The organism is Corynebacterium gottingense (assembly GCF_003693265.1).
GTDB classification, from domain to species: Bacteria; Actinomycetota; Actinomycetes; order Mycobacteriales; family Mycobacteriaceae; genus Corynebacterium; species Corynebacterium gottingense.
In genome coordinates, this window is the sequence record NZ_RDRE01000008.1 from 101,630 (window position 1) to 118,407 (window position 16,778).

Consider the following 16,778-nt stretch of genomic DNA (forward strand, 5'->3'; position numbering starts at 1 on the left):
ACGGCAGCGTGCACTCTCCTTATCGGTTAGCGTTCGGGAAGTTTTGGGCTGCTGGCTCGTGTTGGGAGGCAGCGCGCTCTTCGCGCGTAGGCAGCGCAGCGATCAGGTCCCGCACAACCATGTCCTGCGATCCGTACGCCGTGTACCCCGCGGCCGGGATGTGCCCGCCGCCCCCAAGGGCCTGGGCCAGCTTGGATACGTCGATCACAGTCGAGCGCAGCGACACCGCCCAGTGCTTCGGGCCGTTCTGCTTGAGCACCATACCCACGTCGGAGCCTTCCAGCACGCGGGCGTAATCAATGATGGTTTCCACCGTGGTCTGGCTCATGCGAGCCAGCGCCTCCGCCGGGATGGTGAACACGCTGACAACGAGTCCCTCCTGGCGGAAGTTCTGCAGGTCCGCCAGCACTCCGCCCATGATCTGCAGGTCGCGGGGGCTCGCTTTATCGATTAAGTCCATGGTGAGTTGCCGGGTGTCCAGGCCGTATTCCATGAGCTCGGCGGCAAGCGTGTGCATTCGCGGTGTCCCCCAGCGGAAGCTGCCCGTGTCGGTGACCAGCCCGGCGTACAGGCAGTACGCGATCTCAGAATCCAGCTCCACGCCAAGGTGCGTGAACAGCTCGCGGATAATGGTCGTGGTGGACTCAGCATCTGCGATGAGGTTGTGGGCGCCGAAGCCCGGGTTGGTCTCGTGGTGGTCGATCACCACGACCCGGTCGCGTTCGGAGGCGATCTGCTCGCGCAGCAGGCCGGTGCGGTCCACGGACGCGCAGTCCACGGTGACGATGAGGCCGTCTGCGGGCAGGTGCGACCCGTAGGTGATGTCGTCCACACCAGGCACAGTTCGCAGGTTGCCCGGGTGCGGATAGGTCTGCCCGATGTAGACACGGGCGTCCTTGCCCAGCTTGCGCAGCCCCGCCGCCAGGCCGCACGCGGAGCCGACTGCGTCGGCATCCGGCTTGATGTGCGCTACGACGGAGACGCGCTCCGCGCCGCGCAGCACCTCGGCGACCTGCCCCAGCTGCTCCCCGACTGCCGGGGTGTCCGCGAACAGTCCACCCATTACTGCCCGGACTCTGCGTCGCCGCTGATCTTGTACGGGTTACCGTCTCCGGCCGGAGTCGCGTTGGCGCGCAGACGCGCGGTCTCCGCGTCGCGGGCGCGCGCCCGGCTCAACAGCTCCTCCATGCGCGCGGAGGCCTCCGGCACGGTGTCGAGCTCGAACGCGAGCGTCGGCGTGAAGCGCACGGCGAGCTGGTCGCCGACCTTCTTGCGCAGCTGGCCGCGGGCGCGGTGGAGCGCCTCCGCCGCCCCGTCGAAGTCCGGCTCTTCGTCGATGTCGCGACCACGCACTGTGTAGTACACAGTCGCGTCGTGCAGGTCGCCGGTGACGCGAACGTCGGTGATGGTGACCAGCTCCAGACGCCGGTCTTTGACCTCTCGCTCAATCGCAGACGCCACGATCGCGTGAATCTGCTTGGCAAGGCGCTGTGCGCGCGGGTTGTCAGCCATGTCATCATCTCCTTCTTCGCGTAAGCGTCTCTAGTCTAGACGCTCGCATGTGCTTATCGACGCCACGCTGCCCGCACCCCAGCGTCATGCAGGGGCCGGGCAGCGTGCTTCCCTCTTTCTGCGCGTTATGCGCTAGTCGCGGGGAACCTCGACCATCTCGTAGACCTGGATCTGGTCGTCCACCTGGATGTCCGGGTAGGACAGGACCATACCGCATTCGTAGCCCTTGGCCACCTCGGTGACATCGTCCTTCTCGCGACGCAGCGACTCGATCGTTGCATCCGGGGTGATGACGTTGCCGTCGCGCACGAGGCGCAGCTTCGCGCCGCGCTTGACGTGGCCCTCGGTGACCATGCAGCCGGCGATGAGGCCGACGGAGGATGCCTTGAAGATCTGGCGGATCTCCGCGGCACCAACCTCGCGCTCCTCGTAGATCGGCTTGAGCATGCCCTTGAGTGCGGCCTCCACCTGGTCGATGACCTCGTAGATCACCGAGTAGTAGCGGATCTCCACGCCCTCGTTGTTGGCCTCCTCGGTCGCCTTGCCCTCAGCGCGAACGTTGAAGGCGACGATGACCGCGTCGGAAGCGGCAGCCAGGACCACGTTGGTCTGGGTGACGGCACCAACACCGCGGTCGATGATGTTCACCTCGACCTCGTCGTCCACCTCGATCTTGAGCAGCGCCTCCTCCAGGGCTTCCACCGAACCGGCGTTGTCGCCCTTGAGGATGAGGTTGAGCTGGCTCGTCTCCTTGAGCGCCTGGTCCAGGTTCTCCAGGGAGACGCGCTTCTTCGTGCGCGCCTGCATCGCTGCGCGGTGGCGGGCGTCGCGCTGCGCCGCAATCTGGCGCGCCACGCGGTCGTCCTCCACCACGAGCAGGTTGTCGCCCGGGCCGGGAACGCCGTTGAGACCCTGCACCTGTACCGGACGGGACGGCTCGGCTTCCTGCACGTCGTTGCCCCACTCGTCGACCATGCGGCGCACGCGGCCGAAGTTGCCGCCGACAACGATGGAGTCGCCGACGCGCAACGTACCGCGCTGCACGATCACGGTGGACACCGGGCCGCGTCCGCGGTCCAGGTGGGACTCGATGGCCACACCCTGCGCGTCCATGTCCGGGTTGGCGGTCAGCTCCAGCGCAGCGTCGGCGGTGAGCAGGACGGCCTCCAGGAGGTCGTCGATACCCGTGCCCTGCTTTGCAGAGATGTCGATGAACATGGTGTCGCCGCCGTACTCCTCGGGGATGAGGCCGTACTCGGTGAGCTGGCCGCGGATCTTGTCCGGCTGTGCCTCCGGCTTATCCACCTTGTTCACGGCAACCACGATGGGCAGGTCCGCCGCCTTGGCGTGGTTGATCGCCTCAACGGTCTGCGGCATGACGCCGTCGTCCGCAGCGACAACCAGGATGGCCAGGTCGGTCGACTTCGCACCGCGGGCACGCATGGCGGTAAACGCCTCGTGTCCCGGGGTATCCAGGAACGTGATCTTGCGCGGCTCGTCCTCGAGGGTGACCTCGGTCTGGTACGCGCCGATGCCCTGGGTAATGCCGCCGGCCTCGCCGCGGCCCACGTTCGCCTTGCGGATCGAGTCCAGCAAGCGGGTCTTACCGTGGTCGACGTGGCCCATCACGGACACGACCGGAGGACGCTGCTGGAGATCCTCGTCGTCGCCCTCGTCCTCGCCGAACTGCAGGTCGAAGGACTCGAGCAGCTCGCGGTCCTCGTCCTCAGGCGAGACGATCTTGACCTCGTAGTTAATCTCCGCGCCCAGGAGCTGGAGGGTCTCCTCCGGCACCGACTGGGTCGCCGTGACCATCTCACCGAGGTTGAACAGCGCCTGCACGAGTGCCGACGCCTCCGCGTTGATCTTCTCCGCAAAGTCGGACAGGGTTGCGCCCTGGCGCAGGCGCACGGTCTTGCCGTCGCCGTCCGGGAGACGAACGCCACCGATGACGTTCGGCTTGTGCATCTCCTCGTATTCGGCCCTCTTCTGGCCCTTGGACTTGCGACGACGCCCCGGTGCGCCACCCGGACGCCCGAATGCGCCCGCGGTGCCACCGCGACGACCGCCGCGTCCGCGGAAGCCACCGCCGCCGCCACGGTTCGGGCCGCCCGGGCCACCACCGCGTCCGCGACCGCCGCCACCGTTGCCGCGTCCACCGCGGGTACCGGCAGCCTTCGCCGGCATCTGCTTCGGCGACGGAGCTGCAGCCATATCAGCGGGCGACGGACGACGGCCGCCACCAGCACGATTGCCGCCCTGGCGCTGACCGCCCTGACCCTGGCCACCCTGACCCGGGCGCTGTCCGCCCTGGCCGCGACCACGGCCTCCACCTTGATTGCCCTGGCCCTGGCCGCCACGGCCGCCACCGGGGCGCGGCGCCGGGCGCGGAGCGGAGGTGTTGGACGAGAACGGGTTGTTCGCCACCTTCGGACGACCGCCCGGCTTTGCCACCGGTCGCGGCATCGAACCCGGCGTCGGCGCTGCGCCCTGGCCCGGCTTCTTCGCTGCAGGCTTCGGCGCACCCGGCTTCGGGGCGCCAGGCTTGTTCGCCGCCGGCTTCGGTGCACCAGGCTTGGGAGCACCCGGTTTCGGGGCGCCACCCTGCGCAGCCGGAGCGCCCTGGCCCGGCTTCTTCGCCGCAGGCTTCGGCGCGCCAGGCTTGTTCGCCGCCGGCTTCGCAGCCCCCGGCTTCGGAGCGCCACCCTGCGCAGCCGCAGCGCCCTGGCCCGGCTTCTTCGCCGCAGGCTTCGGCGCGCCCGGCTTTGGGGCACCAGGCTTCTTTGCGGCAGGTTTCGCGGCCCCCGGCTTGGGGGCACCGGGCTTCGGAGCGACCTTCGCGCCGCTGTCGCCCTCGGCCTTCCCACCGGATTCCTTCTCCTGGTAGTAGGCCGTCATCTTCTTCACCACTGGCGACTCAATGGTCGACGAAGCGGTCTTTACAAACTCGCCTTGTTCCTTCAACGTGGCGAGCAGTTCCTTGCTAGTAACGCCAAGCTTCTTGGCAAGCTCGTGTACGCGTAACTTTCCGGGCACGTGTCTCCTTGTTGTTGTGCTAGGAGACGGTGCCCGCCGAACCCGTGGCTCGTGCGGCTACCGACCCCTAGACGTGGTCATTGACTTTCATCGCTGATGCTGCTTCACGGTTGTGTACTCATCAGTGTTCGGTCTTCCTTACTTGCGTTGGGTCGTTCGCCAGATTGGCGAGGTACGTGTGTACATGACCTAGGTCCGCCGGAGCGGACAGACGGAACGCCCTGCCGAAGGCACGGCGTTGCTCCGCCAGCTCGACTGCTTCCCGCGTCGGCGTGATCCACGCTCCCCTGCCGGGCAATGACCGGCGTGGGTCGGCGAGGATCCGGCCGGGCGCCTCGGGGTCCTGAACGAGTCGCAGTAGCTCGGTGTCGGGCAGCACGTCGCGGGTAGCAATGCAGGTACGAGTACGGATGGGACGCTTGCGCGTAACGCTCATCCACAACCCTTCCTGTTGCTCGACGTACAGTCCTGCCCACACCCAACTACTGCGACCGGGAACGCGACACGTCTCGGCGCACGGGAAATAAGCCGCGTCCTAGCCTACGCCATTGCGGCGCTAAACAATACTTACGGCGGTCAGCAGGGTTCCTGCCGGCCCCGGGGGCATTGCTTCTCGACGCTCATGCGCTCCCCAGCTACGCCCCGCTACTCCGCGGCTGCGTCCGTATCGGCGTCGGAGTGGATGTCAATCTTCCACCCCGTGAGTCGCGCTGCCAGACGGGCGTTCTGCCCTTCCTTGCCGATGGCCAGCGACAGCTGGTAGTCCGGCACGGTCACCCGGGCCATCTGCGCGTCGCGGTCCAGGATGTCCACCTTGACCACCTTGGACGGCGCCAGCGAGTTGCCCACGTAGGTGGCCGGGTTCTCGGAGTAGTCGATGATGTCGATCTTCTCCCCGCCCAGCTCCTTCATGATGTTGGACACACGCGCGCCGCGCGGGCCGATGCAGGCACCCTTTGCGTTGACGCCCTTGACGGTGGCGCGCACCGCGACCTTGGAGCGGTGGCCGGCCTCGCGAGCGATCGCGATGATCTCCACGGAACCGTCCTCAACCTCGGGCACCTCGAGCGCGAACAGGCCGCGCACCAGCTCCGGGTGCGTGCGCGACAGGTTGACCTGCACATTGCGCTCACCCTTGTTCACGCCCACCACATACGCCTTGACGCGGTCGCCGTGGGTGAGGCGCTCTCCCGGGATCTGCTCAGCGGGCAGGAGGATGCCGTCCTGCGGATCCGCCTCGGTGCCCAGCTGGACGATGGTCAGGCCGCGCGCCTCCGCGTTGGCGTCGCGCTGCACCACGCCGGAGACGACGTGGCCCTCGAACTCGGAGTAGGCGGTGTAGACACGCCCTGCCTCCGCTTCGCGCAGGCGGCGCTTGATGGCGTCGCGCACCGCGGGGGCACCAATACGGGAGAAGTTGACCGGCGTGCTGTCGTACTCGGAGACGACCTCGCCGTCCTCGTCCAGCTCGCTGACCATGACGTGCACATCGCCGGTGTCCGGGTCGATGTCCACGCGAGACTTGGTGTTTTCGTCCGGCTTCCCGTCGCGGTAATCCAGGTACGCAAACAAAAGCGCGCTCGCGATGGTGGTGAGCAGGTCGTCGACAGCGATGCCCTGCTTGTCCTCAATCACTTTGAGCGCGTTCAAGTCAATATTCACTTGTTGTTCCTTCCAGGTAAGCCGGGTGAGCCCCGGAGCTTACTCGTCTCCTGCTTCTTCGTACGCAGCGTCGACCAGCTCCTGCTCGGCAGCCGGTGGCGCTTTGAACTCAATTTCTACCACTGCCTTCGGCATTTCGGAAACCAGGCGGGTTTCCACGCGCGGCTGCTTGGCGCCGCGCTCGATGAGCACGACACGATCCTCAGCATCGTTGAGCGCACCGATGCGCCACGTCTCCTTCTTTCCGTCGGCGTCCAGCAGGGCGACGGCACGGCCACGGTTCCGGCGCCAGTGCCGCGGCGCGGTCAGCGGCATGTCCACCCCGGGCGTGGTCACTTCGAGTGTGTAGCCGGCGCCGAAGTTGAGGTCCCCGGCGGACTCGTGGGCGTCGAAAAGCTCACTGAGCTCGTTGGAAACGACCTCCAGCTCGTCCAACGTGGGGTGCTCGTCGCCGTCGAGGGCGATGACCACCTGTGATTTCTTGCCGGCGCGCACGGCGCGGACTTGCTCAACGTCCAGGTCGTGGTTGCGCGCGATGGGGGCGACAATGTCCTCGAGCTGCTCGGGTGTAGGAAAAGCCATGGCCCCCACCCTATCGTGTACGGTTTTCCGGGTGAAGAAACTCGTCGCCCTTGCTATGTCCGCCCCCGTCGCGCTTTCGCTCGCATCCTGCGACGCGCTCGATGTGGTCGGGCCGCGCCCCAACGCCGACCTCGTCGCGCTCGCCCAGCAGGCAGTCGCCGATGAGCAGGCGCTTGGCGACGCCCCGCTCGCCCACACCCGCGCCATGCAGGCACAGCAGCTGTTCGACGAGGTTGAGCGCCTCTGCGGCACCACCGAGTCCGGCGAGTTGCCGAGCACGTGCAAGGTGGAACGCACGCCCGGCGAGTCGGCGGGCAACCCCGACGAGGTGTCCGCGGCCGACCACGCGGCAGACGCGCTCACGGAGGCAGCCGCGGACGTGCCGGAGGAATCCGTCGCACTCGTGACCGCCCAGGCGATTGATCTGCGCGTGGCAGCTGGAACGGAGCCCGCTGCAGACGCAGACAGCGCGGACAGCACAGACTCCGAGATCACCAACGAGGCCGACCTGGACGCCGCCCGCGAGATGCTGCGCCGGGAGTACGCGGCGCAGTACGGCTTTTCCATGGCCACCGCGTACGCGGACGACGCGCTTGACCAGCGCCTCGAGGCACTGCGCGACGCCTCCGACGAGCGTGTGCGCGCCCTCGTCACCGCGGTGGAGCCCGCCGGCGGCGTCCCGGAGGCCGACCCAGGCTACGCATTCGAGGGCGTCCCGGCGCCTGCCGACGTCGCCTCCGCCGGCGCCTACACGCAGACCCAGCAGCAGGCGCTTGTGGATCAGTGGCGCGCCACCGCCGCCAACGCCGAGAGCCCCCAGTTCCGCCGCCTGGCTATTCAGCTCGCCGCGGAGGCACAGGGGGCGTAGCCGCAGGCGCGCGGCGCCCGCGGGGCAGCCACGCCCGGAGGGCGCTACTGCGCCAGCTGCTCCGCGACCAGCTCGCGGACCTTCGCCACGATCTCGCCGGCCGGCACCTCGAGGGTTTCGCCGCCGCGGATGCGCAGCTCCACGTTGCCGTCGGCGAACGCGCGGCCCAGGATCACGATGAACGGCATGCCGAGGAGCTCGGCATCCTTGAACTTTACGCCTGGGGAGACCTTCGGGCGATCGTCGAAAAGCACCTCGAGCCCGGCATCTGAGAGCTCCGCGGCGATCTGATCGCCAGCCTCGAGCGCGGCCTTATCCTTGTTGGCCACCGCCACGTGGACCTGGTACGGCGCGATCGCGACCGGCCAGACCAACCCCTTGTCATCGTGGCGCTGCTCGGCCACCACCGCCATCATGCGAGAGACACCGATGCCGTAGGAGCCCATGGTCGGCACGGCACGCTTACCGTTCTCGTCCAGGATCTGCACGTCCATGGCTTCGGTGTACTTGCGACCCAGCTGGAAGATGTGCCCCAGCTCGATACCGCGCGCCAGCTGCACAGTGCCGTTGCCCTCCGGCGCCGGGTCGCCCTCGCGGACCTCGGCGGCCTCGACGAAGGCGTCGACGGTGAAGTCGCGGCCGGCGACCAGGCCCACCACGTGCTTCTGCGGGGCGTCCGCGCCGGTGATCCAGCTGGACCCCTCGACCACGCGCGGGTCCGCGAGCACGCGCACCCCGTTGGCCTGCAGCGCGCGCGGGCCGACGTAGCCCTTGACCAGGAAATCGGAGTTCTTGAAGTCTTCGTCGCTGGCCAGCTCGAAGGTTGCCGGCTCGAGGGCTGCCTCCAGGCGCTTCTCGTCCAGCTCGCGGTCACCGGGCAGCAGGACGCCGGTGAGCTGCGGGCCGACCTTGTTGCCGTCCTCGTCTACCGCGCGTGGGTCGTCCACCTTGATCATCATGCACTTGAGGGTGTCGGAGGCCTGGACGGGCGCGCCGTCGACAAGCACCTGCTCCTTGTTGGCCCACTCCACGAGCGCGTCGATGGTCTCGGAGGCCGGGGTGTCGTACTCCTGCGCCTCCGGTTGGCCCTCGATCGGGGTGGCGGCGGGCGCAACGGTGACAACGGCCTCGACGTTCGCCGCGTAGTCGCCCTCGGAGGAAACGACGAAGGTGTCCTCGCCGTTTTCGCTGTACGCGAGGAACTCCTCGGAGGCCGAGCCGCCCATCGCGCCGGAGGTGGCCTTACAGATCTCGTAGCGGATGCCCACGCGGCCGAAAATGCGCTGGTAGGTCGCGCGGTGCTTCGCGTACGACGCGTCCAGCCCCTCATCCGACATGTCGAAGGAGTAGCTGTCCTTCATCACAAACTCGCGGCCGCGCAGAATGCCCGCGCGCGGACGCGCCTCATCGCGGTACTTGGTCTGGATCTGATACAGCGTGACCGGGAAGTCCTTGTAGCTGGAGTACAAGTCCTTCACCGTCTGCGTGAACATCTCCTCGTGCGTGGGTCCGAGCAGCATGTCGGCGCCCTTGCGGTCCTTGAGGCGAAACAGGTCGTCGCCGTACTCGTCCCAGCGGTTGGTCGCCTCGTACGGCTCCTTCGGCAGCAGCGCGGGGAAGAGCAGCTCCTGGCCGCCCATCGCGTCCATCTCCTCGCGCACAACGCCCTCGATCTTGCGCATCGTGCGCAGACCAAGCGGCAGCCACGAGTACACGCCCGGCGCGGCACGGCGGATGTAGCCGGCGCGAACGAGCAGCTTGTGGCTGGGGACTTCGGCGTCGGCGGGGTCTTCGCGCAGGGTGCGCAGGAACAGCTGAGAGAGGCGTGTAATCATGCGCACAATCCTAGCGCTAAGGTTGTGAGCCATGCTGATCGTCCTCCCACCTTCCGAGACCAAGGCACCCGGCGGCCAGGACGCACCGATGAGCGTGTCCTTTCCCGCGCTCGACCCGATCCGCTCTGACCTGATGCGCGACCTCGCGGCGCTCCCGGTCGAGGAGATGATGGCCGAGCTGAAGATTCCTGCGTCGAAGCGCGCGGAGGCGGAGGAAAACATGGGATTGGCCAAGGCTCCTGTGATGCCCGCCATCTTCCGCTACACGGGCGTGCTTTTCGACGCCCTGTCCGCCCCCACCCTCCCCACTGCCTGCCTGGAGCGCTTGGCGGTCGGCTCCGCGCTCTTTGGCGTCGTGCGCGCCGGCGATATGATCCCCCGTTACCGGCTCTCCGGTGGTGCCCGCCTTGGCGGCGCCACGCTGAAGTCCCGCTGGGGCACCGCGATTACCAACGTCCTTAGCGACTTCCCCTTCGTTGTCGACCTCCGCTCCGGCACGTACCAGAAGCTCGGCCCCGTTCCCGGCGCTGCCACAGTGCGCGTCGAATCCGTGCAGCCCGACGGGTCGCGCAAGGTAGTCAGCCACTTCAACAAGCAGTACAAGGGCGAGCTCGCCCGGGCCCTCGCGCTTCACGACACCACCGTCACCTCCCCCGACGACGTCGCCCACGTCGCCGACGCCGCCGGCATGAGCGCGGAGGTCCACGGCGCCCAGGTCACGCTGGTTGTGTGACATACATTTCCGCGAGCTCGAGCATGCGGGTGACGGTGGCGAGGAACGCTGAGGCGTTCTCACGCAGCTGCTCGGGGGAGACGCGCACCACCAGGTAGCCGGCGTTCTGTAGGTGCTTCTCGCGCTCCCGTTCCTCGCGGATCGCCGTGTCGGTCGGGGCGAAGGTGGTCCCGTCGTATTTCTGCGCCCCAACGGTCTCGACGACGAGGCGGCCACGCAGCAAGTCCACGAAGTAGATTTTTGGGGAACCGCGATGCGCGCGTTGACCTGCCAACTGCCGAAGCCCGCCTGCACCAGGAGCGCGCGGGCATAGGACTCGTACGGCGACAGCGATTTATCAACCGCGTGCACGATAACGCGGTGCAGCGTCCCGATGCCGCGGAAAGGGCCCAGCCCGGCTACGGCCTCCCCTCGCGGAGCAGCCAGTCCATCGCAACGAGCCCTTCTGCGAAGCCGTGGCGCAGGGCGATCTCGAACACGGTTGTCATCAGGTCCGTCGTGCGGAGACGATCGAAGCTGCGAGGTGCAGCATTTCCTGGCGACCTATCCCGGTACACCACGCCCGACGGCCACTGCTTCCGAGAAGGTGCCTTCCCTCGCTGCGATACCAGCTCTACTTGTTCCGGCGTCGTCGCAATCACCCAGATACCGAGAATGCGCGCCGCCGATCGCCCGGACAACACGGCTTTCGGCACAGTACAACCGACCGCGTAAGCCGCCAGCCATCGTTTTTCGTGATAGCGCAGCTGCTTCCATTCAGCCACATTGATGAAAAAACGCGTTGAGACCTTACGAAACGCAGCCGGGCACCTGCGGTACGCGAGCCAATCTTGTTCGCACTTTCTGTCCATGAGCTTGTTCGCCAGCTCTTGCTTCCTCCCCGAATCCATACTGTTGTTTTTAGCAGACATCGCTTATTTCGTCTATCGGTTTGGGGTTGTGTGTTTCGGTGCGCTGCAAATGGCGCTAGCTCCATCTGGCTGCGCCGCCGACTCGCGACCAGGCGTTTTGGTCGCGGCGTCCTGCAAACGGAGCTAGCGCCATCCGGCTGTACTGACCGGGGACGTTAGTTGACTTGCGTGGCATCGCCCGGGCTCTGTATGCTCAGCCGCATGTACTCAGGAATCGCCTCGATGAAGCTGCGTTCCGTCCGCTGACGGCGGCGGGACCCCTTATGACCTCTCGTCTGCCGTCCTGGCCATCTGCCGGGCGGCCGCTTCGTGGTGCCCGGCTCCATGACGAGCTGAGAGTACGCAATGCCAACCACAGAACCTTTAAAGTCATGTGCCTGGATCGGGACATCCCAAGGGCCCGCTGCACACATCCGCGCTGAATCACTCCACCTGACACTCGGCGACAGGCCGCTGCTGAGGGAGACTGACGTCACCGTCTCCACCGGGTCGCGACTGGCGATCGTCGGCGACAACGGCCGGGGCAAGACCACCTTGCTCCATATACTGGCGGGGATCTTGAAACCAGACTCGGGAGTGGTGACCCGGGTGGGTTCCCTCGTCCTGGTCAAGCAGGACATGGCCACCGAGGGCGATCGCACGGTCGGTGACCTCATTGCCGAGGCGACCACCCAATCCAGAGCCGCACTGCAGGCCCTCGACGTGGCTACCGCGGCGCTGGCCGCGGGCGATGACGCGGCCGACGCCTATTCCGCCGCACTCGAGGCGGCCACGCGACTGGAAGCCTGGGATGCAGACCGCCGTGTTGACATCGCCCTGGCGGGCCTGAACGCCTGTAGCGACCGCGATCGGGTCCTGTCGACCTTGTCGGTCGGCCAGCGGTACCGGGTACGGCTGGCGGTCGCCCTCGGATCGTCCCCTGACCTGTTGCTGCTGGATGAGCCCACCAACCACCTGGACGCTGCAGGGCTGTCCTTCCTGACTGAGCGCCTGCGGGACCACCCCGGTGGCCTGGCCTTAGTCAGCCACGACCGCGCCCTGCTGCGCGATGTGGCGACCAGCTTCCTGGACCTCGACCCGACCCGCGATGGCCTTCCGCGCACCTACGCGGGCGGTTACGAGGGCTGGATCGAAGGGCGGCAACGAGAACGGGCCGCCTGGGAGCAAGACCATGCCGCCCAGGTCGCCCGGCATCAGGAACTGACCCGCGCCGCCGCCGACGCACGCTCCCGCCTGTCGCAAGGCGGTTGGCGACCCGACAAGGGAACGGGCAAGCACCAACGGGCCACGCGCGCTGCCGGGGTGGTCCAGGCTTTCAACCGCCGCATCGTGGACCTGGAGCGTCATCAGATCGACGTGCCAGAGCCACCGCTGCGGTTGGCATGGCCCATATCGACAGCGCGGACCGGTCAGAACATCGTCAACGGCTCCATGCTCACCGTGACTGGCCAGTTGACCACCCCGGTCTCGGTGGACATCAGCGGTGGAGACCGGTTGGTGGTCACCGGGCCGAACGGTGCTGGGAAGTCCACACTGTTGGGGCTTCTCGGTCGGCGACTGGCCCCAAGTACAGGTCAGCTGCGGGTGAACCCGAGGGTGCGCGTCGCCCTGTTGTCTCAAGAGGTCCCTGACTGGGACGACGCCCTCCCCGCACACGTGGTCTACGAGACGTACCTGGCCACGCAGGGCCGCCGATCACAGGCACCCTCCCTCGGCTCACTCGGGCTGCTTGAGCCCGCGGCAACCCGCACACTCGTGGGGCACCTGTCGCAAGGGCAACAACGCCGTCTCCATCTGGCCATGTGCCTGGCGGTGGACCCGGACTTGTTGCTCCTGGACGAGCCCACCAACCATCTGTCATCGAGCCTCGTCGACGACATCACCACCGAGCTCCTGCGTACCTCCTGCGCCACGATCGTCGCCACGCACGACCGGCAGATGCTCAACGACCTCACTGACTGGCCCCACCTCAGCCTTGCCCCAAAGGACCTGCCATGAACCCCCTTCGCCCCTTGTCCGTCCCCGGCTACCGACCGCTGTTTGCAGCGATGGTGCTCACCGTCTTCGCCCAGGGCGCCTGGGCCCTCTACTTAGCCATGCAGACCCTCGACCTGGGCGCCACGGCGGCCACTTTGTCGAGTGTCGTGGCGTGGAGCGGCATCGGCCTGCTCGCAGGATCCTTGCCCGCCTGGGTACTTGCGGATCGCGTCGCCAAGAAGTCCATCATCGTCGGCGTCCTCACTGTCAACCTCGCCGCCTCGACGACGACCTCCACCGCCGCCATCTTCGACGCGGCCACTTTCTGGATGCTGGCAGTGTCCGCGTTCGTCATCGGCGTCTCGACCGCCTTCTTCTTCCCGGCCTACACCGCGCTCGTGCCCGTCCTCGTGGGAAGCGACGACCTGATGGCCGTCAACGGGCTCGAAGGGACCACCCGGCCGCTGGTAGGACAGACCCTCGCCCCCGGCGTCGTCGGTGCCGTCATCGGCGCGAGCGTGCCCGCCGCGGGCGGGTACCTCATCGCCGGCGCGCTCGGACTCGCCCTGATCGCCGCCCTGCGGCTTCCTGCCCCTTGCTCAGCCGAGACCGACGCCGAAGCTCCGGCCACCTCTGCGCTGCGGGATCTGCTCGACGGGTTCGGCTACGTCGCCCGCACGCGCTGGGTTCGCTCCAGCGTGCTGTTGGCGGCCGCCATGGGCCTGGCCGTGACCGGCCCGCTGGATGTTCTCCTGCCCGCGCTCATACGCTCGACCCATGACAACGGTCCGGCTGTGTACGGAGTCGTCCTCGGAGCTCTGGGCGTCGGCGGTCTGGTGGGTTCCCTCGTCGCCGGCTCATGGCCCACCCCCTCACACTTCCTGCCCGTAATGGTCAGCGCATGGGCACTCGGCTGCCTTCCACTGGCCATCCCCGCGCTCACCAACAATCCGTGGATCATCAGCGCCGGACTCGCGGTCTACGGTGCGTCGATCGGAGTCGGGATGGTCATCTGGGGCACGGTCCTGCAGGAACACGTACCGCTGGAGATGCTCGGCCGAGTCGCCAGCCTCGACTTCTTCATCTCCATCGCCTTCATGCCACTGTCCATCGCACTCACCGGACTCCTCAGCCGACACATCGCCGCTGCCAGCTTGTTCATCGCCGCCGGACTCGTGCCGCTCGCCACGACGATCCTCCTTGCAGTCCTGGGGCAACTCCGAACGCCGCGGACGACGCCCGTCGCAGCAGGTGAGGAGTGATGCACGCCAACGCCACCCTGACACCTCGCCATCGGTTCAAGGTGACCCAGCTCGTCGTCGACGACGGTTGGCCCATCAGCGAAGTCGCCGCCCGCTTCCAGGTCTCCTGGCCGACCGTGAAGAGGTGGGTCGACCGCTATCGCGCCGGCGAGTCGATGCAGGATCGCTCGTCCCGACCGAAGACCTCACCGAACAAGACGGACAAGGCGACGACGAAGCGGTGCGTCAGCCTGCGGATACGGCTGCGTGAGGGCCCGTGCAGCTCGCCGCCCGACTCGGCATCGCGCCCTCGACCGTCCACCGCATCTTGGCCGGTGCCCGACTGAACCGGCTCTCCTACGTGGACCGCGAGACTGGCGAACCGATCCGCCGGTACGAACACCCCCACCCCGGTTCCCTGGTCCACGTGAACGTGAAGAAGCTCGGGAACATCCCCGGCGGCGGCGGCTGGCGCTACGTCGGCCGCCGCCAGGGCGACCACAACCGAACGGCGACACCGGGTAAGCCGAAGAGCAAGGGGCACAACCCCAGGCTCGGGTACGCGTTCGTGCACACCGTCATTGACGACCACTCCCGCGTCACGTACACCGAGTTCCACGCCGACGAGACCGCCGTCACCGCGGTCGGGGTCCTGCATCGGGCTGTGGCGTGGTTTGCCGATCGCGGCGTCGCCGTGGAGCGGGTGCTGTCCGACAACGGTGGCGCCTATCGCTCGCACCTATGGCGGGACACCCGCGAGGCCCTCTCGATCACCCCGAAGCGGACGCGCCCGTACCGGCCGCAGACCAACGGCGAGGTAGAGCGCTTCCACCGGACCATGGCCGACGGGTGGGCCTACGCCCGCTGCTACACCAGCGAGCAAGAACGACGCGACGCCCTGCCGGATTGGCTGCACCAGTACAACCAGCACCGCCCGCACACGGCCTGCGACAACCAGCCGCCGTTCTCACGATTGCTCAACGTCCCCGAGCAGTACATCTAGCCGACACACCGAACCGCGACCTGTGGTTTTAGCCGCGGCGGTCTACAAATGGCGCTAGCTCCATTTAGCCAAACCATCAACTCACGACCAGGCGTTTTGGTGGCGGCATCGTGCAAACGGAGCTAGCTCCGTTTAGCTGAACCGCCAACCCGCGCCAGGCGTTTTGGCCGCGGCTCTCCACAAACGGAGCTAGCGCCATCTGCCCGACACACCGACCCACCACCAGGGGTTTTCCAAACCCGCACCCCACATACGGAGCTAGCTCCGTCTGTCAGCCTCCACCGATTCCTCTGCTACGCTCGCCCCATGCAACCTCGCCACTACTACGCGGCCACCGCGTTTTTCTACCTCGCCACGCTGGCGTACGTATTGCTGCGATGGGACACCGTTCCGGATCCGATCCCGGTGCACTTCGATGGCTCCGGCAACGCGGACGGTTACACGCCGAAATCCTTCCTTGGCGCAACCGCCCTGGTGTGGATTGGCGCGGCTGTGTCCGTTGCTATTGCCTGCTGCGTACCGCCGCGTTCCCTGGTTCGCCGTACTGCGGATGTGCCACACACCTCCCCGATTCCTCTTTCGGAGGCCAACGCAAAACGTGCCGAATTGCTCACCGACAAGACAGCGACCTTCGTCTCCCAAACCGTCCTCGGCATGGCGGTGTGCTTGTGTGTTTCTGTGCTCTCGTCAACCAGTCTCGCTCCGTCTGGCGGTTGCTGCCTGTGGCCTGGGCGGCGTTCACCATCGGCGTCGTGGTGCTCGCCATCGCGTTTACTGTCAGTGCCAGCAAGCAGGTCGAAGCACTCCCGACAGACCAAGACGAGCAGACCCGCAACGAGCACTTCCGCTACGCCGGCGGCATGGGCATCTACAGCGAGCCGCAGGACCCGGCGCCGATCGCGGTATTCCCGTCCAACCCGAGCAAGCTGCAGATCAACACGGCGCACCAGCACAGCCGCCGGTACCTGTGGCGGATGGGCATCGCGCTCGCGGCATCCATAGTGGCCTGCGTCGTCTTCGCCGCCGTCATGTAAGCGAGACTGCTATGCGCCCGCTCCGCCTCATCGCCACGGTCCTCGCCGTCGCTGTCCTGACTGCCTGCCAGTTTCCCGGACAGGACCAGCCGACGGTGACCAAGATCGTCGACGGCGACACCCTCGACGTCGACCGCGACGGGGAGACCGTGCGCGTCCGCCTGCTCAACATCGACACTCCTGAACGGGGTGAGTGCCTCTACCAGAAGGCCACGGACCGCCTTACCGAGCTCGCCCCACCGGGCACCCGCGTGCGCCTCGAGCACGACGAGGAGCGCCAGGACCGCTACGGCCGCGAGCTTGCCGCTGTCTTCGCCGGCGAGATATTCGTCAACGAGCAGCTCGCCGCCGAGGGCTTGGCTCGCGCAGTCACCTACGAGCCGA

15 protein-coding genes and 2 pseudogenes are annotated in these 16,778 nt (G+C 67.1%); 8 read left to right on the forward strand and 9 right to left on the reverse strand.

Going from position 1 to position 16,778, the window contains the following annotated elements:
- Positions 1-19: 19 nt before the first annotated feature.
- The 6 genes from EAW56_RS06865 to rimP form a co-directional block, all read right to left on the reverse strand.
- Positions 20-1,063: a DHH family phosphoesterase gene (locus tag EAW56_RS06865; RefSeq protein ID WP_122085824.1), complete on the reverse strand. Its 1,044-nt coding sequence runs from the start codon at positions 1,061-1,063 to the stop codon at positions 20-22.
- A complete protein-coding gene (rbfA, locus tag EAW56_RS06870; protein WP_095534783.1) occupies positions 1,063-1,512 on the reverse strand; it encodes a 30S ribosome-binding factor RbfA in 450 nt (149 codons plus the stop codon). Before rbfA ends, EAW56_RS06865 begins: the two co-directional genes overlap by 1 nt.
- A 132-nt stretch (positions 1,513-1,644) precedes the next feature.
- Complete coding sequence (gene infB / locus EAW56_RS06875; RefSeq protein WP_122085825.1) at positions 1,645-4,548, reverse strand: translation initiation factor IF-2; 2,904 nt, start codon at positions 4,546-4,548, stop codon at positions 1,645-1,647.
- A 121-nt stretch (positions 4,549-4,669) separates the two neighbouring features.
- Positions 4,670-4,984: a YlxR family protein gene (locus EAW56_RS06880; RefSeq protein WP_095277380.1), complete on the reverse strand. Its 315-nt coding sequence runs from the start codon at positions 4,982-4,984 to the stop codon at positions 4,670-4,672.
- A gap of 209 nt (positions 4,985-5,193) precedes the next feature.
- A complete protein-coding gene (gene nusA, locus EAW56_RS06885) occupies positions 5,194-6,210 on the reverse strand; it encodes a transcription termination factor NusA (protein ID WP_095536737.1) in 1,017 nt (338 codons plus the stop codon).
- Between the two features lie 39 nt (positions 6,211-6,249).
- Positions 6,250-6,792 (reverse strand): ribosome maturation factor RimP, encoded by a 543-nt coding sequence (rimP, locus tag EAW56_RS06890; RefSeq protein ID WP_122085827.1) that lies wholly within the window; start codon positions 6,790-6,792, stop codon positions 6,250-6,252.
- A gap of 31 nt (positions 6,793-6,823) precedes the next feature.
- On the opposite strand from rimP, the gene EAW56_RS06895 reads away from it, so the two are divergent.
- The gene (locus EAW56_RS06895) at positions 6,824-7,660 is read left to right on the forward strand and encodes a hypothetical protein (protein WP_147453261.1); all 837 of its coding nucleotides are present in this window, start codon (positions 6,824-6,826) and stop codon (positions 7,658-7,660) included.
- 44 nt (positions 7,661-7,704) lie between these two features.
- On the opposite strand, the gene EAW56_RS06900 is transcribed toward EAW56_RS06895, so the two are convergent.
- Positions 7,705-9,495, reverse strand: coding sequence for a proline--tRNA ligase (locus EAW56_RS06900; protein ID WP_122085830.1), 1,791 nt, complete (start codon positions 9,493-9,495; stop codon positions 7,705-7,707).
- A gap of 31 nt (positions 9,496-9,526) precedes the next feature.
- On the opposite strand from EAW56_RS06900, the gene yaaA reads away from it, so the two are divergent.
- Positions 9,527-10,228 (forward strand): peroxide stress protein YaaA, encoded by a 702-nt coding sequence (gene yaaA, locus EAW56_RS06905; RefSeq protein WP_122085832.1) that lies wholly within the window; start codon positions 9,527-9,529, stop codon positions 10,226-10,228.
- On the opposite strand, the gene EAW56_RS06910 is transcribed toward yaaA, so the two are convergent.
- Together EAW56_RS06910 and EAW56_RS06915 are read right to left on the reverse strand one after the other, a co-directional pair.
- The gene (locus tag EAW56_RS06910) at positions 10,212-10,502 is read right to left on the reverse strand and encodes a hypothetical protein (RefSeq protein WP_158221663.1); all 291 of its coding nucleotides are present in this window, start codon (positions 10,500-10,502) and stop codon (positions 10,212-10,214) included. The genes yaaA and EAW56_RS06910 overlap by 17 nt on opposite strands.
- A 124-nt stretch (positions 10,503-10,626) precedes the next feature.
- A complete protein-coding gene (locus EAW56_RS06915) occupies positions 10,627-11,139 on the reverse strand; it encodes a hypothetical protein (RefSeq protein WP_095545876.1) in 513 nt (170 codons plus the stop codon).
- 345 nt (positions 11,140-11,484) lie between these two features.
- On the opposite strand from EAW56_RS06915, the gene EAW56_RS06920 reads away from it, so the two are divergent.
- The 6 genes and pseudogenes from EAW56_RS06920 to EAW56_RS06940 form a co-directional block, all read left to right on the forward strand.
- Entirely contained in the window at positions 11,485-13,137 is a 1,653-nt protein-coding gene (locus EAW56_RS06920; protein ID WP_095545877.1) for an ATP-binding cassette domain-containing protein, read from the forward strand.
- Positions 13,134-14,378, forward strand: coding sequence for an MFS transporter (locus EAW56_RS06925; protein WP_122085835.1), 1,245 nt, complete (start codon positions 13,134-13,136; stop codon positions 14,376-14,378). The genes EAW56_RS06920 and EAW56_RS06925 overlap by 4 nt, the downstream gene beginning before the upstream one ends.
- Positions 14,375-15,360: pseudogene (locus tag EAW56_RS06930) on the forward strand (IS481 family transposase). Before EAW56_RS06925 ends, EAW56_RS06930 begins: the two are co-directional and overlap by 4 nt.
- A 306-nt stretch (positions 15,361-15,666) precedes the next feature.
- A pseudogene (locus tag EAW56_RS13005) lies at positions 15,667-15,768 on the forward strand (DUF1648 domain-containing protein); the annotation flags it as partial.
- Positions 15,769-16,028: 260 nt separating this feature from the next.
- Positions 16,029-16,394 (forward strand): hypothetical protein, encoded by a 366-nt coding sequence (locus tag EAW56_RS13010; RefSeq protein WP_244213379.1) that lies wholly within the window; start codon positions 16,029-16,031, stop codon positions 16,392-16,394.
- A gap of 11 nt (positions 16,395-16,405) precedes the next feature.
- A partial coding sequence (locus EAW56_RS06940; RefSeq protein WP_147453262.1) for a thermonuclease family protein occupies positions 16,406-16,778 on the forward strand: 373 nt, incomplete at its 3' end.